Here is a 26,148-nt window from a genome sequence, read left to right on the forward strand (position 1 = left end):
GATGATATTACTCTACAGTGCTTTACTGCGCATATACTACCTACTTATCCTCATAGCATCAGTCTCCAACGTTAAGGCAAAGCAGTGGATACGCGGTAGGCGGGGCCTATTTAAGCGGCTCCAAGAGCAAATCCCCAGTGGCGAGGAGATCGTCTGGTTCCACTGCGCATCGCTGGGCGAGTTCGAGCAGGGGCGCCCCGTCATCGAGGCCTACCGAACGCAGCATCCCACGCATAAGATCCTGCTCACCTTCTTTTCCCCCTCCGGCTACGAAATTCGCAAAAACTACCAGGGTGCCGACTATATCTACTACCTCCCACTCGACACCTACCGTAACGCCAAGCGTTTCCTTCAAATCGTTCAACCCAAAGCGGCCATCTTCGTCAAGTACGAGTTCTGGTATCACTACCTGCAGGCGCTTCACCAGAATGGCATTCCAACCTACGTCATATCCGCCATCTTCAGGCCCAAGCAAATCTTCTTTCGCTGGTATGGCGGCATGTTTCGCAGGGTGCTCCGGAACTACCGTCAGCTGTTTGTGCAGAACCAGCAGTCGTCCGATTTGCTCCGCTCGATTGGCGTAACCAACGTAACCATCTCGGGCGATACCCGCTTCGACCGCGTTGCCGACATCGCCAGCAATGTAAAGAGCCTGCCAATCGTTGAGGCGTTTGTAGCAACCGATTTCGCCATTATAGCCGGCAGCACCTGGCCTTCCGACGAAGATATCCTCGCCGAATACGCTGCCGCTAACCCTTCCATAAAGATGGTGGTTGCCCCACACGAAATTGGGGAGGGGCACATTCAGGAGATTCTCGCGAAGTTCAGCGCGCTTAAAGTCGTTAGGTACACGCAAACCTCACCTGCCGATGCTGCTTGCGCTCAAGTTTTAGTTATAGATACTATAGGAATCCTATCTTCTGTTTACAGGTATGGGAAGATAGCCTACATAGGTGGAGGTTTTGGCGTTGGCATACACAACACCCTCGAGGCAGCCACCTTTGGATTGCCAATAGTAATTGGACCAAACTACCAGAAATTCCAAGAGGCAAAGGACTTGGTTGACTTAAAAGCTGCCTTTTCGGTAGCAGACTTTGCCCACCTAAGTGATATATTGAATTTACTAGTAAAAGATTCGGTAATGTTAGAGCAATCTTCCTCGGCTTCGAGGGAGTACGTAAAGCTGCATATAGGGGCTACACAAGCAATTCTAAGGGGGCTAGCATAGCCCCTTTTTTTTGATAGTAGCTCAAAGAGAAATTTTATCAATATAGGTTAATTGCGCTTTAAATATTTTAGTATACATTTGCATTCAAGTTGAGATATTGAGGATGGACGTCTGACCGAGTGTTGGCTGTGTGGATAGCTTAGAAATAATGTAATCTTAACATTGTACTACCGTAGGTAGTTACCTTAAGCGATACTTTTACAAACAGAAACATAAGTTAATTAAAAACGGTTCAGAACATGAGAGTTTTATTTAAGCGGGCACTTCTCTCCATTGCGGTAGCCCTAATTAGTACGTTGGCGTTTGGACAGGTTACAACTTCTGAAATTGAAGGTCGTGTTTCAGACAAGAATGGAACACTAGTAGGAGCAACCATTCAAGCAATTCACCTTCCATCCGGAACTACGTATGGAACAGTTACCAACCAGCAAGGTCGCTTCCTAATACAGGGTATGCGTACTGGTGGTCCTTACAAAGTAACCATTTCATTCGTTGGTTATCAGTCAAGTGTTTATAATGATATTTACTTGAAACTGGGCGAACCTCTTAGTTTGAATGTCACATTGAGTAATACAGATGTGACCATTAATGAGGTTGTTGTGTCATCTACTCGTTCAAAGTTCGTTAGAGAAAAAACGGGAGCTGTTACCAACATTTCCAATAGTCAGCTCACAAGCCTCCCTACCATTAATCGTAGTCTTAGCGATTTTACAAGGCTTTCTCCTTATTCTGGTGCAAACAACTCAATCGGGGGTCGTGATGGTAGAACCAATAGTTTCACCATTGACGGTGCTAACCTGAATAATAACTTCGGTTTATCTAGCAGCCTCCCTGGTGGTGGTAATCCAATTTCGCTTGATGCCATTGAGGAAGTTCAAGTTGTTGTTGCTCCATTTGATGTTCGTCAAACCAATTTTGTTGGAGGTGGTGTAAATGCTATCACAAAGTCAGGAACAAATACCTTTAGGGGTAGTGCGTATGGATATTGGAAAAACGAGAACCTACGAGGAAACAAAGTAGACGGTTATGATTTGGGTGATAGACCTAAGGAGTCTAAAGAAACCTATGGATTTACGGTAGGAGGTCCATTAGTAAAGAATAAGCTTTTCTTCTTTATTAATGGTGAGTATGAAAACCAGCCACAACCTATCACTAAGTGGGGAGTATCGGAAAATGGTATCTCCAATACCGATGCGATGAAGAGCCGTGTAACAGCAAAGGACATGGACGATTTTGCTGCCATTCTTAAAGATAAACCTTATGGCTACAATGCAGGTTCTTATACAGACTATAACGGAGGGACAAAGAACTATAAATTTTTGGGGCGTTTAGATTGGAACATTAACAACAATCATAAGTTGAGCGTTCGCTATAATCTGACAAAGAATTCGCAGGATGTTGCAACTAACGGCTCTTCAACTGTTGGCACGAAAGCAGCCTCTGATCGTATTTCTAAGGATGCAATGGCATTTAAGAACAACTGCTATATGATGGATGACAATGTCAATTCTGTTACGGGTGAACTTAATAGCAGATTTGGGACGAATATTCAAAACCGACTCCTTCTTACCTATTCTGATATTGTTAGCGAACGCAGTTCTAATTCAAGTCCATTCCCCCATATTGACATTTGGAAAGATGGTAATGCCTTTATGAGTGCAGGATATGAACTCTTTTCTTGGCATAATAAGGTCCAAAATAAGACCTTTAACGTACAGGACAATGTAACTTGGACCATTGGTAATCATAGAATCATAGGTGGATTTAGTTTTGAGAACCAAATGGCTCTTAACAACTTTATGCGTTACGGTACGGGGTATTATAAATATAAGTCTTTTGACGATTTTAAGAACGGAGCTGCCCCAGTTGCATTTGGATTAACGTATGGATATAATGGAAACACGAACCCATCTGCAGAAGTAAAATTTGCGCAATCTGGCCTTTATCTTCAGGATGAATGGAATGTTACTAAAAGTCTTAAAGTAACATATGGTATCCGTGCAGAACTACTTACTTTCTTAAATGATCTAGAAACTAACGAGGCATTTAAAGCTCTAAACTGGAAAGATCATTTTATTGCAAAAACAGATCCAAGCTATGCTTCCTATAGTTCTCCTGTAATCGATAATGGAAAATGGCCAAAGAATTCGGTGCTCCTTTCGCCTCGCGTTGGTTTCAATTGGAAAGTCTTTGAGGACAACAGCCTTGTGGTTCGTGGAGGATCTGGTATCTTTACGGGTCGTATTCCATTGGTGTTCTTCACCAACATGCCTACAAACGGTATGATGCTTCAGAATACCGTTCAAATTACAGATGCTGCAACACTTTCTAAACTAGCAGGAGGAGTTATCACTGACGTAGATCAAATGATTAGCACTCTTGGTTTACCAACAACTTCTACTTATTCCAATGCAAGTGCAAAGTTAAGCGGTGCGTCTATAGTAGGTGTTGCCGACGACTTCAAGTTACCTCAAGTATGGAAGAGTTCCGTTGCCGTAGATTACCAAGCTCCAACTTCATTTCCTTTAAGTTTCACTGTTGAAGGAATGTATAATAAAGATATTAACGCTATAACTCAGGAAAACTGGAACGTTGTTAATGAAGGAAACCTTACTCGTTTTGCTGGCCCTGATAATCGTTATAATTATAAAAGCGTTAGTACTCCAAGTGTAGTTTCATCCGTAACTGGAGGGGCTGTTGTCCTTAGCAATACGAAGAAAGGCTATAGCGGGAGTTTTAACTTTATGGTGAATGCACAGCCTATTAAGGATTTATACCTGATGGCTTCTTATATTAGAATGTATGCTAAGGAAGTATCAGGTCTTCCAGGTAGTCAGGCTTATTCTTCTTGGCAGAACTTATATTCTGTAGATAGTCCAAATCTATCAGGTCTTCAATACTCTCAGTATCTTACTCCTCATAAGGTTATAGCCTCTGCAAACTATAAGATTGAGTATGGTAAGGGACGTAACTTCTGTACGAGTATTGGGATGTTCTATACTGGTTATTACGAAGGTTCCTATACGTATTACTATGGTAACGATATGAATGGTGATGGGCAAAGTTCCGACCTTATCTATGTTCCTAAAACAAAGGATGAGATCACCTTTGTTGACAAGAATGGCTTTACAGCCGCTCAGCAGGCAGATGCGTTCTGGAATTTTATCAATCAAGATGATTATTTGAAGGATAGAAAAGGAAAGTATACAGAAGCTTACGGTGCTCAATTGCCTTGGTTAAATCGCATTGACCTAAAGGTAGCTCAAGATTTTAAAATTAAAGTTGGTGGTCAGATGAATACTCTACAGTTCAGCGTTGACATCCTAAATGCTGCTAACCTACTTAACAACTCTTGGGGAGTAACACATACCACTGCTCCTGCTAATTATGGTAAGATTTTGTACTCAGAAGGTGCAGTGAATAATATTCCTAGATACTCAATGGCTACCTTAACTAATACTGATAAGAGTAAATATTTGATCAACAAAAGTGTTGACACATACAAGAGTTCTTCAAACTGTTGGATATTGCAGTTTGGTATCCGTTACACGTTTAATTAATCTAGTAGGTTGATTAAATGGGTGAAGATGTGAAATGAACTCCATCATTGAATAGGTGAAACCCTATATTGTAAAATAAAAGAGTCCGGTAAAATGCCGGACTCTTTCTCTTATAATGTATTTGATCGTAAAATCTAAATCGAATCAGGGTCTACGTGAGGTAGTGGATTCTTAGAAATTTCGTGGTACATCGAACGGTTACGGAAGATGTCGATTGCTGCGTAAATGGCGCTGCGGAAGCTGTCGGGCGAGGCGATATCCTGTCCAACCAGATTGTAGGCAGTTCCATGTGCAGGTGATGTCCTGATTACAGGGAGACCTGCGGTATAGTTAACGCCGCTGCCAAATGAGGTTACCTTAAATGGAATAAGCCCCTGATCGTGGTACATGGCAAGTACGGCATCGAACTTGCGGAAGCTGTCGGAACCAAAAAAACCATCGGCAGGATAGGGTCCAAATGCCATAATACCTTCCTCGTTGGCTGCATTTATTGCAGGGATAATAACCTCGTTTTCTTCGATGCCAATCAAACCGCTATCGCCAGCGTGTGGATTTAGTCCTAGCACGGCAATGCGTGGTCCACGAACGGCAAAGTCTACAACCAGCGATTCGTTGAGCGTTCGCAGTTTGGCAAGAATAAGTTCCTTCGAAATAAGGAAGGGCAAATCCTTAATAGGAACGTGGGTGGTTACCACACCTATTTTTAGAATGTCGCTAATCATAATCATTAGCGACTGGCTGTTAAAGCGCTTTTCCAGGTATTCGGTATGTCCCGGAAAGGTGAATTCTTCCGATTGTACGTTTTGCTTGTTTATTGGAGCTGTTACCAGAACGTCAATCTTGCCATCCATTAAATCCTGAGTTGCAATATCGAGGGCTGTAACGGCACCTGCTCCACCCATTGGGGTCGATTTGCCGGCATCAACACGTACGTTATCATCCATAACGTTTATCATGTTCGAGCGTTTTGGATGAATATCTTCGATGCTCTTTGCTGGGTTGAAAGAGAAGTTCTCTACGTTGATGAGCTTACGGTGGAAGGCGGCCACTTTAGGTGATCCATAAACCACGGGTATGCATATTTCGTTAATGCGGGTATCAGCCAAAGTTTTCATGATAACTTCGTAGCCGATTCCGTTTATGTCGCCTTGAGTGATTCCTATAACTACTTTTCCGTCTATCATTGTAAATATTTTTTACAAAGTTAATTTTCGTCTCTAAGGTAGCAATTTAAGGTATACGAAAATTGGCACCTGTCTTTATAAATAGAGAACGGTATTAAATGTTTAAAATTGATTGGCAAAATTGCTGGTAAAGTGCTGATGCATCGCAGCGTTCAGCCCAGCGATTTCTTGCATTGCTCCTAAGCGTTTCGTAGCTGCGATGCTTGGCAATGTCCTCAATCTCGTGCATTAGTTCTACCGCCGATACGTTGGCTGATACGAGTTTGCCTACGGTATCGTCAACAATTTCGGGAGAACCACCTACGGCTGTTGCCAAAACGGGGATGCCCATCGATAGGGCTTCCATGATGGAAACAGGAACGCCCTCGCTACTGCTGACGTTTACGAACAGGTCGGTTGGATTCTTGGTGAGGTACTCGATTACTTGCGCATTGGGTTGCCTACCAAGGAAAGTTGCCTTTACGTTTTGGGGGAGTTTCAGGGCTGCAGAGGTTACCACCTCCCATGTTTCGCCGTCGCCGATGTGTGTCCACTCTATGCGAATAGAGGCTTGCATCAGCGCTTCCACTAGCAATTCAAGGCGCTTAAGTGGCACCATGTTCGATAATGTAAGAATGCGAAATACGCCATCGGTACTTGGTTGGCAGATTCCTCGATCGTGCACGCCAAGCCTTGCAATTTCGGCTTTTTTGGTGACAAAGGGATACTTGCTTTCAACGTACTTTCGTCCATACTCGGAGCAGAAGTAGCATTTGTTGACTTTAGCCAGCTGCTGACTGCGAAGAGGGATGTATCCGCCATTGGTCTCCTCGTAGGTGTCCGATCCATGGAAGCGAACGGCAATATTTTTACAATTTTCACTGATAAAAGGAACGATGAATGAGCTACGAACTCCCCAGTAAAAGTAGAGAGTTGTGTAGGTATCATCTTCTAGAACATTACTAACCTGCTTGCTGGATAGGATAGCGCGGCTTAGTAGCAGCCCAATGCTCCAGCTCCACATTGCTTTTGCCGACGAGGTTACCTTTCCCCGAAGCAGTTCCCCGAGGTACTTCCCAATAGGTGCGCAATTCAGTAGCCCTCGTTTGGCGAGCTCCGCTTTATTCTTGGTGCTGTTAAGAATAGGCTTGGTGCAGGTAACGTTTGCGGGTAGTGATTGTGCCTTCTTCGATGTGCCGTAGTTCAGGGGAATAATGAGAATATCTCCGAATGCAACTGCAAGATATTCCAGTTCGTTTGCCAGAAAGGGTTCTGCACTTCCGTAAGGGTAGCTGTCAGTGAATATGACTAGTTTGCTATTGGGCATTCGTTTGTTATTGATCAATTTGGTTTCTGATAACTAACTATTCTTGCGAATCCCAGCCTTGTGCTTGCAGCGGTATTTCGCCGCCATCGGGTGTTACCAAAAAGGTTCCTGCGCTTTCGGAGGTGATGTGGCCGATAACGTCGATGCCGGCAAGATTTTTCAGCTGTTCGTGCAGCTCGATGGGTACGGTGAAGAGCAGCTCGTAGTCTTCGCCACCATTTAGGGCAGCAACGGCAGGATCGAAGTTCATCTCCTCGCCAGCCCTAAACGTTTCGCTGGCAATAGGCATCTTATCGAGGTAAATGCGGGCGCCAACCTTCGAACTCTTGCAGATTTGAAGGGTGTCAGAGGCCAATCCGTCCGAAAGGTCGATCATCGAAGTAGGCTGAATGCCTAACTCGGAGAGCAGATCTATTATATCTTTTTGAGCTTCGGGCTTTAGTTGGCGCTGCAGGATGTAGTCGAATCCTTCGAGTTGAGGCTGTACGTTGGTATTGCCTGCAAACACGCGCTTTTCGCGCTCCAGAATCTGTAAGCCCATAAATGCTGCGCCTAGGTTTCCGCTCACGCAGATCAGGTCGTTCTCCTTAGCGCCGCTGCGGTAGGCAACCTTTTTCTTATCAACAAAGCCAACCGCGCTGGTGCTTATGGTAAGCCCCGTTAGCGAACTGGTGGTGTCGCCACCAACAAGATCTACGTTGTAAGTGTCGCAGGCAAGGCGGATACCATCGTAGAGTTCGTCGAGCATCTCCACCGAGAAGCGTTTCGATATGCCAATACCTATGGTGATTTGCGTTGGCGTTCCGTTCATGGCGTAGATGTCCGAAATGCTCGTCACGACCGCTTTATAGCCGAGGTGGCGGAGGGGGGTGTAGGTAAGATCAAACTGAATCCCTTCCAGAAGTAGATCGGTGGATAGCAGCAGGTACTTGTCACCCATGTCGATTACGGCGGCATCGTCGCCAACGCCGGTTTGGGTAGAATCCTGTTTGTACTTTAGCGATGCGGTAAGGTGGTCGATAAGTCCGAACTCTCCGAGTGCCGATAACTCCGTGCGCTTAATATCGTTTGATGGCATTTCTTCTTTCTTTTTTGGTGATTGATGTGGTTTTAAAGTTGATTTTGGGGTTTGGTTTTTAAAAAACTGACTATCTTTGACCCAATTTAGATTTATTCTACATAACAACTTGTGACCGATTACAAAGGTAAACATTAATGGTTTAGCTTTGTTAGTCCGACAAACAAAGATATGCAGTAATGGATAGTCAAGATAACATCCTAGACGACGTAACAAAGGGCGAATATAAGTACGGCTTTGTTACCGATGTTCAGGAGGACAAAATTCCGAAGGGATTGAACGAGGATATCGTCCGACTCATATCCCAAAAAAAGGAGGAGCCGGAATGGCTACTTGAGTTTAGGCTCAAGGCTTTTCGCCACTGGCAGACGATGGAAATGCCCCATTGGGCGCATTTGACAATTCCTGAAATCAACTACCAGGACATCATCTACTATTCGGCGCCTAAGCAAAAGGCTAAGTACGAAAGTATGGATGAGGTCGATCCTGAACTTAAGGAGACATTTGACAAGTTAGGCATTCCGCTCGACGAGCAGGCTCACCTTGCCGGTGTTGCTGTAGATGCGGTAATGGATAGCGTGTCGGTGAAGACTACCTTTAAGGATACGCTTGCCGAAAAGGGAATTATCTTCTGTTCGTTTAGCGAAGCTGTTCGCGAGCATCCCGATTTGGTGCGAAAGTATTTGGCTTCGGTGGTTCCCTATACCGACAACTACTTTGCTGCGCTTAACTCGGCTGTATTCAGCGATGGGTCGTTCTGCTACATTCCGGAGGGGGTTCGTTGCCCAATGGAATTGTCGACTTACTTCCGTATCAATGCGGCTAACACGGGTCAGTTCGAGCGTACGCTTATCGTTGCCGACGAGAAGGCTTACGTTAGCTACCTCGAAGGGTGTACCGCCCCGATGCGCGACGAGAACCAGCTGCATGCTGCCATCGTCGAGATTGTGGTGATGAAGGATGCTGAGGTGAAGTACTCCACCGTTCAGAACTGGTATCCCGGCGACAAGGAGGGACGAGGCGGTATCTATAACTTCGTTACCAAGCGCGGCATTTGTAAAGGTGATAGGGCAAAACTTTCGTGGACGCAGATCGAAACTGGATCGGCAATTACCTGGAAGTATCCCAGCTGCATCCTGATGGGCGATAGTTCCGTTGGCGAGTTTTATTCGGTGGCAGTTACCAACAACCACCAGCAGGCTGATACCGGTACTAAGATGATCCACATCGGTAAGAACACCAAGAGCCGTATTGTATCGAAGGGTATTTCGGCAGGGGTGAGCAACAACAGCTACCGTGGTTTGGTTAAGGTTACCAAGAATGCCGATAACGCCCGCAACTATTCGCAGTGCGATTCGCTGCTTATGGGCGATAAGTGCGGAGCGCATACCTTCCCTTACATCGAAACTAACAACAAGAGCGCTATTGTAGAGCACGAGGCTACCACCTCTAAGATTGGCGAAGACCAGATTTTCTACTGCAACCAACGTGGTCTATCAACCGAGGAGGCCGTTGGACTAATTGTAAACGGTTATGCCAAGGAGGTGCTCAATAAGCTGCCAATGGAGTTTGCCGTTGAGGCGCAAAAGTTGTTAGCTGTTTCTTTGGAAGGAAGCGTCGGTTAACCTCTTCTATCTACTTATATAAAACGAATAGAAATGCTTCAGATAAAAAATCTTCATGCCAGCATTAATGGCAAGGAAATCCTAAAGGGAATCAACCTCGAGGTAAACCCTGGCGAGGTTCACGCAATCATGGGGCCTAACGGTTCTGGTAAGAGTACTCTTGCATCGGTTTTGGCTGGCAAGGAAATGTTTGAGGTTACCGATGGTGAGGTGATCTTTGAAGGTAAGAACCTATTAGAACTATCGCCTGAGGATCGTTCACGAGAGGGTATCTTCCTAGGATTCCAGTATCCTGTGGAGATCCCAGGGGTATCGATGACCAACTTTATGCGTGCCGCCGTTAACGCGCATCGCGAATACAAGGGGCTTACTGCCATCTCGGCATCTGACTTCCTGAAGATGATGCGCGAGAAGAGCCAGATCGTTGAAATAGATGCTAAGCTTACCAATCGTTCGGTGAACGAGGGCTTCTCGGGTGGAGAAAAGAAGCGTAACGAGATCTTCCAGATGGCGATGCTTGAGCCAAAGCTATCAATCCTCGATGAAACCGACTCGGGATTGGACATCGACGCGCTACGCATTGTAGCTACAGGCGTAACTAAGCTTAAGAGGCCCGATAACGCAACCATAGTTATCACCCATTACCAGCGCTTGCTCGACTATATCGTGCCAGACTTTGTGCACGTGCTTTACAACGGTCGCATCATCAAGTCGGCGGGTAAGGAACTGGCGCTTGAGCTGGAGGAAAAGGGTTACGACTGGCTAATTAAGGATGGCGAATTCTAATGCCCCAAAATCTGAGCAGAAATGAGTAAGCCTATAGAAAATAACGTTGTAAAATCGCTGGTTGACCTCTACATCGCCAACATGGAGATGCTTACCGATGGGGTCTCGCTTGCGGTGAACAACGTTCGTGCCGATGCCATCGAGAGCTTCCTGCTCAACGGCATCCCCAACAAGAAAAACGAAAAGTATAAGTATACCGATATCCAATCGGTATTCGAAAACGAGTACGAAAAGTACTTTGCCTCGCAGAATATCTCCGTTGAACAATCGGACCTCTTTAAGTGCGATGTGCCCAACCTGAATGCCCATTTGGCAATGCTGGTGAATGGGTTCTACTTCGGAGAGAAGTTATCCGTTTTGGATAATGGGGTTGTATTTGGCTCGTTTGCCGCTGCATCAACCCAGTATCCTGAACTGTTCGAGAGGTACTACAACAAGGTTGCCGATAATGCAAACGAGGGGTTAACCGCACTCAATACTGCATTTGCACAGGATGGCGTATTCCTCTACGTACCAAAGGGAGTTGTTCTCGACAAGACAATTCAGATTTTAAATGGATTTGTTTCCAACGAGGATATTCTTACCCAGCCTCGAAATCTTTTCATCTTCGAGGAGAATAGCGAAGCTAAGGTTGCCATCTGCGATCATACGTTATCAACAAATAGTTTCCTTACCAATTCGGTTACGGAGGTTTTTGTTGAGCGCAATGCCTATGTAGAGGTGGTAAAGATGCAGAATGCGAACAATGGCTCAACGCTCATCTCTAATGTGTACGTGCATCAGGATAAGCAAAGCCGGTATACCTCTCACGCAGTAACCCTGCATGGTGGTTTGGTGCGCAATAACGTAACCGCGAACCTCAATGGCGAAGAGTGCAAGAATAAGCTATCGGGTCTATACCTAGTTGATAAGGACCAGCAGGTGGATAGCCGCACCGTGGTTAACCATAACGTGCCACGCTGCTTCAGCAACCAGCTCTTTAAGGGTGTGCTCGACGATAACGGGGTCGCTGCTTTCAACGGAATGGTGTACGTGGCTAGGGATGCCCAGAAGACCGAGGCGTACCAAAGTAACCGTACCCTTCAGCTTACCGACGATGCCAAGGTGTACACCAAGCCTCAGCTCGAGATCTATGCTGATGATGTGAAGTGTAGCCACGGAGCAACCGTTGGTCAGCCCGATACCGATCAGGTATTCTACATGCGTGCCCGCGGTATTGGAGAGCGCGAGGCTACGCTACTTCAGATGTTTGGATTTGCCCACGAGGTAATTCAGCACATAGGCATTGAGCCTTTACGCGACCGCATCGATGAGCTTGTAAACAAGCGTCTGCGTGGCGAGCTAAGCCGCTGCAACGTGTGCGAGATGCATTGCATGTAATTTTTAGATGTTAGACTTTAGATATTAGACCTCTTTAGGTAAGGTTGCTGATGCTAATGTGGTTTATCATCTTTTAGATAAAAAGGAATTGAGAGGTTAGGTGAAACAATTTTAGATGTGATCGTAGTCTAAAATCTAACATCTAACATCTAATATCTCAAAAAAAATGTACGACGTAAATAGGATACGCGAAGACTTTCCAATACTGGCACGCGAGGTGAATAAGCGACCTTTGGTGTACCTGGATAATGGTGCTACCACGCAGAAGCCTCGTGCTGTGCTCGAATCGGTGAACCAGATGAGCATCTTTTGGAATGCTAACATCCATCGGGGGGTGCACTACCTATCGCAGCAGAGCACCGAGATGTATGAGGCTGCCCGCGAAACGGTGCGCTCGTTTTTGAATGCCGCCAGTACCCGCGAGATTGTCTTCACCGCCGGAGCTACGGCCGCTATCAATACAGTGGCATACTCGTTTGGCGAGAAGTACATCAAGGAGGGAGACGAGGTGCTAATCACCGAGATGGAGCATCACGCCAACATCGTGCCCTGGCAGCTGCTATGCCAGCGAAAGGGGGCTATTCTTAAGTACATCCCATTCGATAGTAAAGGAATCCTTCAGGATAACCTTCTTGAAAGCCTAATCACCGAAAAGACAAAGATCCTTGGGCTGGTTCACGTATCCAACTCGCTTGGTACCATCAATCCTGTTAAGGAGATTGTGGCGCGAGCCCATGCTTTGGGTGTTCCGGTGCTGGTGGATGGTTCGCAGGCTGCACCACACATGGAGGTAGATGTACAGGATATCGATGCCGACTTCTACGTGTTTGCTGGTCATAAGGTATATGGTCCAACGGGTATAGGAATACTTTACGGAAAAGAAAAGTACCTTGAGGAGATGCCTCCCTATCAGGGCGGGGGCGATATGATTGCTCACGTGAAGCTGCCAACGGGTACCACCTGGGCAGAGTTACCGCTTAAGTTCGAGGCGGGAACAACCAACTATATTGGTGCCGTTGGGTTGGGTGCAGCCATTCGCTATATCGAAGAGATTGGTCTGAAGAACATCCAAGCGCACGAGCATAGCTTACTTCACTACGCCAACCAGCGGTTATCGACCATAGGAAGCCTGACTGTATACGGTAAGGCTCCGCATAAGGCTGCCATCGTATCACTCTTGCTAAACGGTATTCACATGCTCGATACGGGCATGGTGCTCGATAAGCTGGGTATTGCAGTCCGCACCGGAACCCACTGCACCGAACCCATCATGGACCACTTTGGTATCGATGGTACTGTTCGCGCATCGTTTGCCATGTACAACACCAAGGAGGAGGTGGATCGGCTCTATGAGGCGCTGCTGGTGGTGCAGCAGATGTTTGGGGGAGCATACTAGAGCAGGAGTTAAACGAAGTTATTTCAGAAGTTAAAAGAGTAAAGGGAGAGCCGATGCATGTACATCGGCTCTCCCTTTTATAATATCAGCGTAAATCAGGCCAATCAGTAGTATCAGTGTTCCGATCATCTCTCCACGTAAAACTCCGAGCTCCTCATCCACTTGGGGACGGTGCGGCTGTTGGCCAGCTTGTAGCCGAGGCGGTAGAAGAGGATGGCATCCTGGTACACGCCATCAATCTTGCTCACCCCTGGAGTGAACCTATCGGTGGGCTTGTGGTATACCGTCTTCCAGTAGTCGGCATTTACCTGTGCGGTTTTTTCCTTTCCTAGCTCAATGTTATCGATATATCCTTTAGCGAACAGGGCGGGTACGCCAGCCTTCAGGAAGGGCTGCTGGTCGGAGCGGTAGAACATGCCATTTTCGGGGGTGGGGTCGTCGGCGAGGTAGCGGCCTTGGGTGGCAGCGGCGTCGCGGAGCATGCCGTCGAGCTCGGAGTGGCCGGGGCCGGTGATGGTGACATCCCTAAACTTGCCGATGAACACGAACACGTCGGTGTTAAACATGGCTACGGTCTTCTTCATGCTGAAGGTGGGGTGCTGCACGTAGTAGCTGCTGCCCAGCAGCCCGGCCTCCTCTGCGGTGGGCGAGAGGAAGAGGATGGAGCGCTCGGGCGCCGGCCCATCCTGAAAGCCCTGCGCGATGGCAAACATCCAAGATATAGCAGATGCATTATCGGAGGCGCCGTGGCAGATGGAGTCGCCTGCGATGGGCTTGCCGAACCCCAGGTGATCCCAGTGGCCGCTGTACACGATCACCTCGTCGGGGTACTTCGACCCCTGTATGTAGCCGGCCACGTTGTGCGACTGGCCTCGCGTGAATTCGTTCTTTATGTTGATGGAGAAGCTGCAGCGCAGGTCTACCGGCTGGAACGAGGGCTTGGCCGCCGCCTCCATCAGGTCTGTTAGGCGATATCCGACAGCCTCCATCAGGCTGACGGCGGCGCTCTTGGTGAGCCATCCGGTTACTATGCAGCGGGGATTCTCCAGCGCAGGATCATCAATATAAAACTCCTTGTTGTTGGTGTGGCCGTTTACCACGCTCCAGGGGTATCCGGCACCCGCATCATCATGTACAATAAGGCAGGCAGCGGCACCGCGGCGCTCGGCCTCCTCAAACTTGTAGCGCCAGCGGCCGTAGTAGGTCATCGCGCGGCCCTTGAACAGGGTGGTGTCGTTGTTGTAGAAGCCGGGGTCGTTTATCAGCACCACGATGGTTTTGCCCTTTAGGTCGATGCCCTTGAAGTCGTCCCACTGGCTTTCGGGCGCCGTTACGCCGAAGCCCACGAACACCATGGGCGAATTTTTGAGGCTAACCGTTGGCTGGGTGGTTGGGCTCCAAACCGAAAAATCGGTGCCTGCCTGGTACTCCAGCGGAATCCCTTCGGGCGAGGTGATGGTGATGGCCTGCGGCAGCTGGCTGCGGATGGCCACCAGCGGCACCGCCTGCGTGTAGCTGGTGCCGAAGGCGGGGCGTAGGCCCAGCGCCTTCATGCGGGCGGTGAGGTAGGCCACCGTGCGGGTTTCACCTAGGGTGCAGGGCAGGCGGCCCTGCATGGAGTCGGCCTCCAGGGCCATGATATCCTTTACCATCTGCTGTGGGCTGATGGCCTTCTCGCCCCGCTGCGCCATGGTACCGATGGCGCCCAAGAGGAGTATGATAGTAAGTAGGTAGCGTTGCATAGCGTTTGTTTTAGTGCTGCAAAGCTACCATTCTGCCCGAGAGCGCCAAGCGTTTAGCCGACTATTTGCGGACGATGGCTTCGGATGGCCTCGGGAATGGGTATCCGTCCATTGGCGTTTACCCTCCGTTGGAGGTAAAGCAGGATACCACCGGGGTACTTCCATCTTGCAGGGCTGTAAAATGCAGAATCCCCGGGGTACTTTTACTTTGTTACCGTGCAAAATAAAGGAGCCTCGGGGTATCGCCATTTTGCAAGCTGACAAAATGCAGATGCCCCAGGGTGTTTTTATTTTGTAGGGCGACAAAATGAAGAAGCCTTGGGGTATTTCAACTTTGCATGCCGACAAAATGAAAATACCCCGAGGTATCACTATTTTCCATACCTGCAAAATGAAGATACCCCGGGGATCTTGCATTTTGCACGGCAGTAGGGTGCCTACCCCTCGGCTGATGCCCATTGGGCTGCTGCCGTAGGATGGGCCGCTGCTGGGCGATGCCTATTGGGGAGGAGATGGAGGGGGCTGCTGGAGCGGTGGAATCGTCAATAAAATGTAGGGGGGAATAATCTTTCGCCCTTACATCCACGATTGCTGCTCGCTCTCGGCTAGGTAGAGGGCATAGTCGCGTAGCGCGTAGGCTGTGGTGGCGTCTATCTGCGATAGGGTGATGGTTTCGCCTGCTAGGTAGAGGGTGGCGGTGGCTCTTCCCCTTGGCTTTTGCCAGATTGACTGGTGTACGGACACCCCCTGAATCTTATGTAGGGCAAACATCTGGCGCTTGTGGCCAAACGAGCCGCTGCTCACCACCACGTGCTGCTCGTCCATGTAGAAGTAGGCGTGGCGCCAGCTTAGGTAGGCAAAGGGTAGGTATACGATAGCCCAAAGCCAGCTCCATACCAGCGGGTTATCTGCGAGGTAGCCCACAACGGAAACTAAGGCGGCAGGAGCTAGCCCTAGCGTCAGCCAGAGGTTGCGGAGGTACATCCAATGGCTGCGGTGCAGCTCCTCCGGCTGGGCCATTAGGCTGGTACCGAAGAGGGCCTGCTGGATCTGCTCTACCTGAGCATCGGTACATCCTGGAACGTTGGCCTTCATCTTTTCGGTTTCCTCAAGCGAGGATGCTTGCCCCACCGAAACGGCGAAGATGCCGATTAGCCCTCGAAGCGGATTGGTGGTCCAGCTAAGTGTCTGGATTTTCCTGAAGGGGATAAGCACCCGCTTATGCGCAACGAGTCCGGCATCCAGCACTAATCGGCTGGGCGTGTGGCTCAGCTTCAGGTTGAAGTGCCAGGCAAAGGTTGCCAGAATGGCCCCCGTAACCGTAAAGACGATGGCGCACAGCAGCCCCAAGGCAAGGTAGATGGCCAGCTGGCTGGAGGCTTGTGCCGAGACCTGATCGAGCGTGTCTACTACCAACCGCTGCCACTTTTCGGGAAGGTCGTCGTAGATCCCAAACAGGAAACCGTACACGATAAGGATTACCTTGATGTGGTTGTTGGTAAGGCCCACCCTCAGCAGATCGGCGGGGCTTAGCCGCATTATGGTATGCTCGTGCTCTTCGTTTGTGGTAGGGGCATTTTCCGCCTCGTGCCCCTCTACCGAGCTGCTCAAAGCACCTAGGCTTACCCGCTGTTCTACCTCGCGAATGGTGGTTAGGCTCAGGGCTTGCAGCGTCACCTCCGAGCCCTTGGCCCCGGCGGTATTCACCTCAAGCGCGTAAATCTTTAGCAGCCGCTGGAGCAGGTTCTGCTTCATGTTGAGGCTTTGAATTTTTGAAAGGGGAATGGATACCTGCTTCTTGCGGATGTAGCCGCTGCGTACCGTTAGCTCGGCCTTGGAAATCTGAAAGGTGAAGTAGAGGTACTCGAGCAGGGCATGAGCGAGGGCTCCGGCGGCAATAATGGCTAACAGGATGAGGGCGGCGGGTACCGACCCATCCTTGTCGAACACGCGGATGAGCAGAATAGGCCAGATGTACTGCAAAAACTTCTTAGCCGATAGCCCAAAGAGGATGACCATGCCACCTAGGTGTAGCCGTGTGGGCTGGGTAAGGTCGATGGACTTAGCGCTCATGGGAGATGGTTTGGGAAAGGTGCTCCATCAGCTTTTCGGCATCGGCGAGGCTTAGCCCCGGGATCTTTAGGTCTACGCTGCCGCTACCAGCGGTGTAGATGTGGAGCGATGCCAGATCGAAGATGCGCGAAAAGATGCCGCGCTTAACCTCTACGTGTTGAATTCTTCGAAGTGGAACGGCCAGCTCGCGCTTAAAGATGAGGCCGTTTCGGTAGAGCACGTCATGCTGACGGATGCAGTAGCCCTTGTTCTTGAAGCCAACCATGATAAGGTACATCTGAAGGCCCAGCAGTGAAAGCATTAGCACTACCATTAGCATCGTGTATAGGATGGGATGAGACCAGAAGGCGTTAATCCCCACCAGCGCCACGAAGGCGACAACGGCAAATATGGATACGTACAGCACAATAGCGTTGAAGAGCTGCACCATGATGTAGTCGTTGTGCAGCGGCGTGTAGCTGGCCTTCGAGGCATTGGGGAGTTCCTCTACGTTTACAGATGGATTTTCGAATCGCATTTTTGTTTTCAAAGATAGCCAACTAGGGGAGATGGAGATATTTTTTTCACCGTTTAAGCCAACGGATACCATAAATGTCAATCCAATACGCTTACTGCAATTACTTCGATTATACGTTGGGGGTTGATTGCTATCCTTTCTTTACTAGGTATGGGTTGTATAATTCTTTGTTTAGCGGCTATTAGGTAGTGAACTTCTACAGCGAAAAGGTATACCTCGCGCTGATTTCTAGGTACTCGAACCCCTGGCTGGTGGCCACATGGTAGCTGGTGCCGAGGCTAATGCTGCGGTACCGCAGGCCTACCTCGGGGGCGTAGCCAAGCTCGCCGGGGTCGTCGTGGGCCTTGTACCATCCGGCGTTGAGGGCAACGTAGGGGCGGATGCCCTTCTGCGTAAAGGTGCACATTCCTTTTACAAGAAAGGCGACGAAGTTGGTGTGGCCGATGTTGGCGCCTGTGGTGGTTTTGTCGTGCAGGTAGGCGTAGTTGATCTCGCCTCCGAGGGCCAGCATGGGGGTGATGCTGTAGGTGGCGTTGGCGATGACGTTGGCACCTGTTTCGCAGTATTCGGCGGCCTTGCTGGTGGGGATGGTTACGCCACCGCCAATGGATACATCCCAGCTGCTGCTTTGCGATTGAGCCGTTGCCGCCGTGGCGCTTGCGATTGCCAGGGCTAGTAGTATTTTTTTCATGGGGCTATGTTTTATGGTTAAGGCAGCATCCTCGCCTTTCTATTCGGGGTGTTGTGATGCTTAGGTATCGGGCTTCCATCGTGGGAATGCCCTAAGCACCTCGGCCTATTCCTCAAGTATCGGGCGCATGCCTACTGCTAAAACGAAAAGCGGTACCCAATGTTGAGCTGGAGGTATTCGAATCCTCTGGTGGTGGCAATATGGTAGCCCACCCCGAGGATGATGCGGCGGTATAGTACGCCAATTTCGCCGGAGTAGCCAAACTCTCCGGGATCTTCCTGCGCCTTGTACCAGCCAAGATTCAGGGCGAAGTAGGGGGTCAGGATCGCGTTCCTATAGGTGTACACCCCTTTGGCCATTAGGGCGAGGAAGTCGGTATTAACGTTTTTACTTACGGTGGCTGTTTTGTTGGTGAGGTTGGTGTAGTTAACCTCGCAGCCTGCCGAAAAGGTGGGGGAGAGGCTGTAGGTTGCTACGGCAAAGGCGTTGGAGCCGTATTTCGAGTACTCCTTGGTGAAGTTAAAGGGCATTGTAACTCCTCCTCCTCCTCCAATATTCCAATTTTTACTATTATCCCGAGCTTCTACTGACGCAATTGTAAGCGCTGCAACCATGGTAAAAAGGAGTTGTGTCTTCATGGCTTAGAGATTGATATACGATTAAAAAGATGGCTTAAGATATGGTAAGAAGGTATGCTAAGTCAATGAAGAGCGGGGGAGGCGGAGCTATTAATCCTGAAAGATTGTAAACAAACGTAGGGGCGCAAAATCTTGCGCCCCTACACATATATTCATTGTCTAATGACAATTATCCTACCTGCGAGCCAGGCTTAACGGCCTCGTTGGGCTGTACCAAACGGAGCTTGCCGTCGGCATCCTGCGCCATAAGGATCATTCCGTTAGAGGTGATGCCTTTAATCTCACGAGGAGCTAGGTTTACCAGGAAGCAAGCCTGCTTGCCAACCAATGCTTCTGGGTCGAAGTGCTCGGCAATGCCCGATACGATGGTGCGGGTGTCGATGCCGGTATCGACGGTTAGCTTCAGCAGCTTCTTGGTCTTGGCCACCTTTTCGGCAGCCGTGATGGTGCCCACGCGGATGTCCATCTTCATGAAGTCGTCGAACTGGGCTTCGTCCTTTTGGGGCTCGGCCTTGTACTCCTTTAGGGCGTTGGCCAGCTTGGTATCCTCGAGCTTTTTCAACTGAGCATCTATCACGCTATCCTCAATCTTTTCGAATAGCAGCTCGGCCTTGCCCAGCTCGTGGCCAACAGCTAGTAGGTCGGTGCTGCCCAGCTTATCCCAGCCAAACTCCTGTGCGTTGAGCATCTTCAGCAGCTTCTCGGTGGAGAAGGGCAGGAATGGCTCGAACACGATGGCCAGGTTGGCGGTGATCTGTAGCGCTACGTTAAGGATGGTAGCCACGCGCTCCATGTCGGTTTTGGCTACCTTCCAGGGCTCGGTGTCGGCAAGGTACTTGTTGCCTAGGCGGGCCAGGTTCATGGCCTCCTTAAGCGCATCGCGGAAGCGGTATACCTCGATGTAGTCCTCTACGGCCTTCTTGATGGCTGGCATTTCGGCTAGCGTCTCGCGGTCGAAGTCGGTTAACTCGCCTGCTGCGGGCACCTTGTTGCCGAAGTACTTTTGGGTGAGCACCAGCGCGCGGTTTACGAAGTTGCCGAAGATGGCCACCAGCTCGCTGTTGTTGCGGGTTTGGAAATCTTTCCAGGTAAAGTCGTTGTCCTTAGTTTCGGGGGCGTTGGCGCAAAGCACGTAGCGGAGCACATCCTCCTTGCCGGGGAAGTCGTGGAGGTACTCGTGCAGCCATACGGCCCAGTTGCGCGAAGTCGATATCTTATCGCCTTCGAGGTTGAGGAACTCGTTGGCGGGTACGTTTTCGGGTAGGTTGTAGCTGCCTTCTGCCATCAGCATGGCTGGGAACACGATGCAGTGGAATACGATGTTGTCCTTACCGATGAAGTGCACCATCTTGGTGTCCTCGCTCTTCCAGTACTTCTCCCAGTCGGGGGTAAGGTCTTTGGTTGCCGAGATGTAGCCGATGGGCGCATCGAACCACACGTAGAGCACCTTTCCTTCGGCACCTTCAACGGGAACGGGGATGCCCCAGTCGAGGTCGCGGCTTACGGCGCGTGGCTGAAGGCCGAGGTCGAGCCAGCTCTTACACTGGCCGTATACGTTGTTCTTCCACTCCTTATGGTCTTCCAGAATCCACTTTTCGAGGTCCTTCTGGTACTGGTCTAGCGGCAGGTACCAGTGCTTGGTCTCCCTCATCACGGGCTTGCTGCCGCTTACCATCGACTTGGGGTCGATGAGGTCGGTGGAGTTGAGCGAGGTGCCGCACTTCTCGCACTGGTCGCCGTAGGCGCGGTCGTTGCCGCAGTGGGGGCAGGTGCCCATGATGTAGCGGTCGGCCAGGAACTGCTTGGCCTCCTCGTCGTAGTACTGCTCGGAGGTTTGCTCCACGAACTTGCCCGCGTCGTGCAGCTTCTTGAAGAACTCCGATGCGGTGGCGTAGTGCGTTGGGGTGGTGGTACGCGAGAAGATGTCGAACGAGATGCCCAGCCCCTTGAACGAGTCGCCGATGATCTTGTGGTACTTGTCCACGATATCCTGAGGGGTTACGCCCTCCTGCTTGGCCTTGATGGTGATGGGCACGCCGTGCTCGTCGGTTCCGCAAACGTGGATCACATCCTCGCCCTTGAGGCGGAGGTAGCGGGTGTAGATATCCGAGGGGATGTACACCCCAGCGAGGTGGCCTATGTGTACTGGCCCGTTGGCGTAGGGTAGCGCCGAGGTTACCAGATGTCTCTTGAACTTCTTCATGGGTATGTTATTCTTAATGATTGCAATTTAAGCGCGTGCCGCGCGCAATTGGCAAAGTTAACCAAATGGGGCAATAGCGCCAAATGGGGCTACGCGGGCTGCAGCTCCTGCGGTGCGGCCTGCTTCTTGGCCTCGAGCGCCAGGCGGTTGAGCTTCCGCCACTCGCTGGCGATTAGGATGGCCGATACGAGCGAGGCCAGGATGTCGGAGGCGGGCATGCTGGCCCATATCCCAGTGGTTCCCCAGAATTTGGGGAAGATGAACAGGAAGGGGAGCAGCAGCACCATCTGGCGGAGCACCGACTGGATGACGGCCCGGCTGGCCATGCCGATGGACTGGAAGAAGCTGGCGCATACAATCTGGAATCCAACAATGGGGAAGCCGATGAATACGATGCGGAGCCCGTTTTCGGCGATGTCGATCAGCCCGGCGTCGGTGGTGAAGATGGTGGCAATGGTTCGGGGGAACAGGACGCCGCCAATGGTTCCGGCGGTGGTGCAGATGGTGGCCCACGCGATGGTTAGCTTCACCACCTGCTTCACCCGGCCAATGTGGCGGGCTCCGTAGTTGAACCCTACGATGGGCTGCATCCCCTGGGTGAGCCCGAACGTTATCATGGCAATCACCATGAGGATGCGGTTGGCAATGCCGAAGGCCCCCACGTAGAGGTCGCCGCCGTACTGCATCAGGACGTTGTTGAGGAACACCACCACGATGCTCGACCCGATGTTCAGCAGAAAGGGGGCCATCCCAATGGCAAATATCGAGCGTACGATGTGGCCGTCCAGCTTCAGGGCGAAGGCCTTGAAGTGGATGGGGTGCGATTTGCGGGAGAAGTAGGCGATCTCGAACAGGGTGGCCAGCAGCTGCGCGGTGACGGTGGCCCAGGCGGCCCCTGCAATTCCCCACCTAAAAACGAAGATGAAGAGCGCGTTCAGGATGGCGTTAACCACCACCGCCATCACCACAATTACCATGGAGTGGCGCGGATGCCCCGATGCGCGCAGGAGCGTGTTTAGCCCTAGGTAGATGTGGGTAAAGATATTCCCGATAAGGATGATCCGCATAAACTGGCGGGCGTAGGGCAGCGTGTGCTCGCTGGCCCCGAATAGCGTTAGGATGGGGTCGAGAAACCAGAGCCCAACGACGGTGTAGATCACGCCGAGGAGGATGTTCAGCGTAAGGGTATTCCCCAGAATCTTGAACTGGCTTTGGACATCCCCCTCGCCCATCTTGATGGAGAGCAGGGCCGATGCGCCCACCCCAATAAGGGCCCCAAAGGCGGCGCCCAGGTTCATCAGCGGAAGCGAGATGGCCAACGCCGATATGCCCATGGCTCCAACGCCATGCCCAATAAAGATGCTGTCGACAATGTTGTAGAGCGACGAGGCCGTCATGGCAATAATCGATGGTAGGGCGTAGTGCAGCAGCAGCTTGGGGATTGGGGCTTTGCCCAAGTCGAGGGGTGAGGTATTTGCCATATTAAAAGTTTAGCGGCCAGCGACCGCTTAGTGGTAAGAGTAAATTTTAAGGATGGACAAAGGTAGTAAAGACTGGAGGCGTCCACCGTTAATGGCTACTAAATGATGGTAATGTAGGGAAAGGCCTCCCCCGCGGGCCCTGCGCAGCAGCGCTTGCAGGAAGCCATCCTGACGTCAGTACGGAGCCCTGCGCACTGCAGGAAGGAATACTGGCTTCAGTACGAGTCCCTGCACACTGCAGGAAGGTGTACTGGCTTCAGTACGGAGCCCTGCATACTGCAGGAAGGTGTACTGATATCAGTACGAGGCCCTGCAAGGCTTCTGGCGGTCTCCTGCATTCCTGGTTTGCCCATAGATGTTAAGCTAAGCCTGAATACTTAAAGATATACGCCCAATAGCAGCACGTTGTCCCCTCCACGGGAGGGGTAGGGGTGGGTTAAGAGCGCTAAGTAAAGTGAAATGTTTAATTTAAACGAGTAACCTCATCCTCTGCCCTCCTGCCTGAGCAGGAGGATAACGAGCCATGAATATGCATTAGAGTTTTGAGGAAGATCCTTAGTTTGACGGCCCTAGGGCGTTGCCTACACGAGCCGATTCTTTAGGGTGGCCACCTCGGGGGCAATCCGGCCATCGGCATGCTCCCGCCAAAAGCCAACGAGCCGATCGCCGGCCACCCGGTAGATCGCCTGCCCGTAGAAGCGCTCGCCCGCCTCGGCGTAGTAGAAGTCGAGCGCCAGCAGGTCGTTCTTCAGGAAGCCCACGCCATGCTGGGGCTGGTGGGTGTGGCCAATCTCCCAGTAGGCCTTAACGAGCGCCCCGCAGGGCTCCAGTTGGAGCGTCCCGAAGTAGCCTTCGCTGGTGGTGCTGGGGTTGCTTCCGCTTACGGCGTAGCTGCCCACCACGTCTGCCAACCGAAGCGGGCGGCTGGACGGGGGCACCGAAATGCCAAAGCCGCTGCTCCACTCCCCGAAGAGCCTCTCGGCGTTGGAGTGGAGCAGCGGCTCTATGCTGTTGCCCCTTTTCTTCTGGAAAAGATGCCTGATGAAGCCGAAAATGGATTTCAAGGCGTAGCGCTAAAGAAGTTTCAGCTGTAGCGCCTTTTGCAGGTCTTCGGGCGTATCGATGCCGAAGCTCTGGTGGTCGGTGTACTCCACCTTAATGTGGTAGCCGTTCTCCAGCCAGCGGAGCTGCTCGAGCGATTCCGCTTCTTCCAGCACGCCCTGCTCGAGCTGGGTAAGCTGGTGCAGGATCTTGGTGCGGTAGGCGTACAGCCCTATATGCTTGAGGAAGGTATGGGTTTTCTGCCAGTCCTTTTTGTCCACCCCGCGAAGGAAGGGCACCACCGATCGGCTGAAGTATAGGGCGAAGTTGCTGGTGCTCACCACTACCTTAGGCGAGTTGGCGTTGAAGATATCCTCGTCGGCGCCAAAGGGCTTTACCAGCGTGGCGATGTCGGTTTTGCCATCGTTAAAGCAGCTCATCACCTTCAGCAGCATGTCGGGTACGATAAAAGGTTCGTCGCCCTGAATGTTTACCACCACGTCGTACATCTCCTCGCGCTCAATTTCCGCCTTGCGAACGGCCTCGGCGCAGCGGTCGGTTCCGCTCTTGTGGTCCGTAGAGGTCATCACCGCATTTCCTCTAAAAGCCTTCACGGCGTTGAATATGCGCTCGTCGTCGGTGGCAACGTACACCACCGGTAGCACCTTGCTGGCCTGCTCGTACACGCGCTGTATCATGGGTTTGCCCTTAATGTCGGCGAGTGGTTTTCCTGGAAATCGGGTTGATGCGTATCTGGCTGGTATAATTCCAATAAACTTCATGGCGTACTTAGTTTGACGCAAAGGTATGAAACAAGACTTGATTCTTCCATGGCAAAAGGGCTCAAAAAATCGGAAAAAATGTCATAAATGCTATAAAAAAGGTGGTATAAGGCTTTGTTATACCGCTTGTAAAAGGTAATTTTGACAGTCTAAAACAGTTATGCGTAATGGATATTGCAAAAATTAAGCAACGATTTGGAATTATTGGCAACTCGCCGATGCTGGAGCGAGCCATCGACATTGCTAACCAGGTTGCCTTTACCGATCTGTCTGTACTTATTGTTGGTGAAAGCGGCGTTGGTAAGGAGATTTTTCCCCAGGTTATCCACCAGCTTAGCTCGCGGAAGCATGCCCAGTATGTAGCCGTAAACTGCGGGGCAATTCCCGAGGGAACCATAGACTCGGAGCTCTTTGGGCACGAGAAGGGCTCCTTTACCGGAGCGCACGAAACCCGTAAGGGCTACTTCGAGGTGGCCGATGGCGGCACCATCTTCCTCGACGAGGTTGGCGAGCTCCCCCTATCAACCCAGGTTCGCCTGCTGCGCGTGCTCGAAACTGGCGAGTTTATGAAGGTAGGGTCATCCAAAGCGCAGAAAACCGACGTGCGCGTCATAGCGGCCACCAACGTCAACCTGCCCCAGGCCATTCAAAACGGCAAGTTCCGCGAAGACCTGTACTACCGTTTGAATACCGTCCCCATTAGCATACCTCCGCTGCGCGAGCGCAAGGGCGACATCTCGCTGCTTTTCCGCAAGTTTGCGGCCGACTTCGCCGAGAAGTACCGCATGCCCGCAATCACGCTAACCGCAGAGGCCAAGCAGCTGCTCGAGGCCTACCGTTGGCCAGGCAACATCCGCCAGCTCAAGAACGTTACCGAACAGATTTCGGTGATAGAGGAGGAGCGTGCCGTTGATGTGGATAAGCTGATGTTGTACATCCCGCATGTCGAGGATAAGGCGCTTCCTGCAATTTACGTGGGGGGAAAAGATGGCGGCGAACGATCGTACGCCAGCGACAGGGAGATTCTTTACAAGATTCTTTTCGATATGCGCGACGATATGAATGCGCTAAAAAAACGTGTTGAGGAGCTGTCGCGAACTGCGCTTCACACCCCCGACGAGCCAGATGGCAAGGTGGTGTATCCGCTACGAAGCGTCGCCCAGCACCCAGGCTACACGCCCATACACTCTTCGCTGCACACCCCCATAGGCGATCTGGACACCGATAACGACGTTGACGATTTTGAAGATGTGTCGCACCTCGACATATCCCATGAAATTAAGCAAGAGTCGCTATCTTTGGCCGACAAGGAAAAGGAGCTTATCATAAAAGCAGTAAACAAGTACGGAGGAAAGCGTAAGGATGCCGCTCAAGAGCTGGGCATCTCGGAGCGAACCCTGTATCGAAAAATTAAAGAATACAACCTGAATATTTAGC

The 26,148-nt window shown here is 50.7% G+C and carries 19 protein-coding genes; 7 read left to right on the forward strand and 12 right to left on the reverse strand.

Features of this window, described 5'->3' with window-relative positions; all coding sequences use genetic code 11:
* Position 1: 1 nt before the first annotated feature.
* Positions 2 to 1,228: a glycosyltransferase N-terminal domain-containing protein gene (locus tag ACHZA1_RS10510; RefSeq protein WP_320051836.1), complete on the forward strand. Its 1,227-nt coding sequence runs from the start codon at positions 2 to 4 to the stop codon at positions 1,226 to 1,228.
* 239 nt (positions 1,229 to 1,467) lie between these two features.
* Positions 1,468 to 4,788, forward strand: a complete 3,321-nt coding sequence (locus ACHZA1_RS10515; RefSeq protein WP_320051837.1) for a carboxypeptidase regulatory-like domain-containing protein — start codon at positions 1,468 to 1,470, stop codon at positions 4,786 to 4,788.
* A gap of 134 nt (positions 4,789 to 4,922) precedes the next feature.
* Here ACHZA1_RS10515 and pdxA read toward each other — a convergent pair whose 3' ends face one another.
* The 3 genes from pdxA to thiL form a co-directional block, all read right to left on the reverse strand.
* Complete coding sequence (pdxA, locus tag ACHZA1_RS10520) at positions 4,923 to 5,972, reverse strand: 4-hydroxythreonine-4-phosphate dehydrogenase PdxA (protein ID WP_320051838.1); 1,050 nt, start codon at positions 5,970 to 5,972, stop codon at positions 4,923 to 4,925.
* A gap of 94 nt (positions 5,973 to 6,066) precedes the next feature.
* Complete coding sequence (locus ACHZA1_RS10525) at positions 6,067 to 7,278, reverse strand: glycosyltransferase (RefSeq protein WP_320051839.1); 1,212 nt, start codon at positions 7,276 to 7,278, stop codon at positions 6,067 to 6,069.
* Positions 7,279 to 7,315: 37 nt separating this feature from the next.
* Positions 7,316 to 8,356, reverse strand: a complete 1,041-nt coding sequence (gene thiL, locus ACHZA1_RS10530; protein WP_320051840.1) for a thiamine-phosphate kinase — start codon at positions 8,354 to 8,356, stop codon at positions 7,316 to 7,318.
* Positions 8,357 to 8,535: 179 nt separating this feature from the next.
* On the opposite strand from thiL, the gene sufB reads away from it, so the two are divergent.
* The 4 genes from sufB to ACHZA1_RS10550 all read left to right on the forward strand — a co-directional run bounded on the left by sufB (position 8,536) and on the right by ACHZA1_RS10550 (position 13,543).
* The gene (sufB, locus tag ACHZA1_RS10535) at positions 8,536 to 9,981 is read left to right on the forward strand and encodes a Fe-S cluster assembly protein SufB (RefSeq protein WP_320051841.1); all 1,446 of its coding nucleotides are present in this window, start codon (positions 8,536 to 8,538) and stop codon (positions 9,979 to 9,981) included.
* Between the two features lie 33 nt (positions 9,982 to 10,014).
* On the forward strand, positions 10,015 to 10,767 hold the full coding sequence (gene sufC, locus ACHZA1_RS10540) for a Fe-S cluster assembly ATPase SufC (protein ID WP_320051842.1): 753 nt from the start codon (positions 10,015 to 10,017) through the stop codon (positions 10,765 to 10,767).
* A gap of 21 nt (positions 10,768 to 10,788) precedes the next feature.
* Positions 10,789 to 12,147 (forward strand): Fe-S cluster assembly protein SufD, encoded by a 1,359-nt coding sequence (gene sufD, locus ACHZA1_RS10545; protein ID WP_320051843.1) that lies wholly within the window; start codon positions 10,789 to 10,791, stop codon positions 12,145 to 12,147.
* Positions 12,148 to 12,313: 166 nt separating this feature from the next.
* Positions 12,314 to 13,543, forward strand: a complete 1,230-nt coding sequence (locus ACHZA1_RS10550; protein WP_320051844.1) for a cysteine desulfurase — start codon at positions 12,314 to 12,316, stop codon at positions 13,541 to 13,543.
* 125 nt (positions 13,544 to 13,668) lie between these two features.
* On the opposite strand, the gene ACHZA1_RS10555 is transcribed toward ACHZA1_RS10550, so the two are convergent.
* The 9 genes from ACHZA1_RS10555 to kdsB form a co-directional block, all read right to left on the reverse strand.
* Positions 13,669 to 15,285 (reverse strand): M28 family peptidase, encoded by a 1,617-nt coding sequence (locus tag ACHZA1_RS10555; protein ID WP_320051845.1) that lies wholly within the window; start codon positions 15,283 to 15,285, stop codon positions 13,669 to 13,671.
* Positions 15,286 to 15,861: 576 nt separating this feature from the next.
* On the reverse strand, positions 15,862 to 17,358 hold the full coding sequence (locus ACHZA1_RS10560) for a PH domain-containing protein (RefSeq protein WP_320051846.1): 1,497 nt from the start codon (positions 17,356 to 17,358) through the stop codon (positions 15,862 to 15,864).
* Positions 17,348 to 17,875: a PH domain-containing protein gene (locus tag ACHZA1_RS10565; protein WP_320051847.1), complete on the reverse strand. Its 528-nt coding sequence runs from the start codon at positions 17,873 to 17,875 to the stop codon at positions 17,348 to 17,350. Before ACHZA1_RS10565 ends, ACHZA1_RS10560 begins: the two co-directional genes overlap by 11 nt.
* A 196-nt stretch (positions 17,876 to 18,071) precedes the next feature.
* On the reverse strand, positions 18,072 to 18,566 hold the full coding sequence (locus ACHZA1_RS10570; RefSeq protein WP_320051848.1) for an outer membrane beta-barrel protein: 495 nt from the start codon (positions 18,564 to 18,566) through the stop codon (positions 18,072 to 18,074).
* Positions 18,567 to 18,703: 137 nt separating this feature from the next.
* Positions 18,704 to 19,204, reverse strand: a complete 501-nt coding sequence (locus tag ACHZA1_RS10575) for an outer membrane beta-barrel protein (protein WP_320051849.1) — start codon at positions 19,202 to 19,204, stop codon at positions 18,704 to 18,706.
* A 169-nt stretch (positions 19,205 to 19,373) separates the two neighbouring features.
* Positions 19,374 to 21,407, reverse strand: a complete 2,034-nt coding sequence (gene metG / locus ACHZA1_RS10580; RefSeq protein ID WP_320051850.1) for a methionine--tRNA ligase — start codon at positions 21,405 to 21,407, stop codon at positions 19,374 to 19,376.
* Positions 21,408 to 21,496: 89 nt separating this feature from the next.
* Entirely contained in the window at positions 21,497 to 22,888 is a 1,392-nt protein-coding gene (locus ACHZA1_RS10585) for an MATE family efflux transporter (RefSeq protein WP_320051851.1), read from the reverse strand.
* A gap of 581 nt (positions 22,889 to 23,469) precedes the next feature.
* Positions 23,470 to 23,952 carry a hypothetical protein gene (locus tag ACHZA1_RS10590; RefSeq protein WP_320051852.1) on the reverse strand — a complete coding sequence of 161 codons (483 nt, stop codon included), beginning with the start codon at positions 23,950 to 23,952 and terminating at the stop codon, positions 23,470 to 23,472.
* A 9-nt stretch (positions 23,953 to 23,961) separates the two neighbouring features.
* Positions 23,962 to 24,711 (reverse strand): 3-deoxy-manno-octulosonate cytidylyltransferase, encoded by a 750-nt coding sequence (gene kdsB / locus ACHZA1_RS10595; protein ID WP_320051853.1) that lies wholly within the window; start codon positions 24,709 to 24,711, stop codon positions 23,962 to 23,964.
* A gap of 167 nt (positions 24,712 to 24,878) precedes the next feature.
* Here kdsB and ACHZA1_RS10600 point away from each other — a divergent pair, with 167 nt between their 5' ends.
* Positions 24,879 to 26,147 carry a sigma-54 dependent transcriptional regulator gene (locus tag ACHZA1_RS10600; RefSeq protein WP_320051854.1) on the forward strand — a complete coding sequence of 423 codons (1,269 nt, stop codon included), beginning with the start codon at positions 24,879 to 24,881 and terminating at the stop codon, positions 26,145 to 26,147.
* Position 26,148 lies beyond the last annotated feature (1 nt).

The organism is uncultured Acetobacteroides sp. (assembly GCF_963667355.2).
Taxonomy (GTDB): Bacteria; Bacteroidota; Bacteroidia; order Bacteroidales; family ZOR0009; genus Acetobacteroides.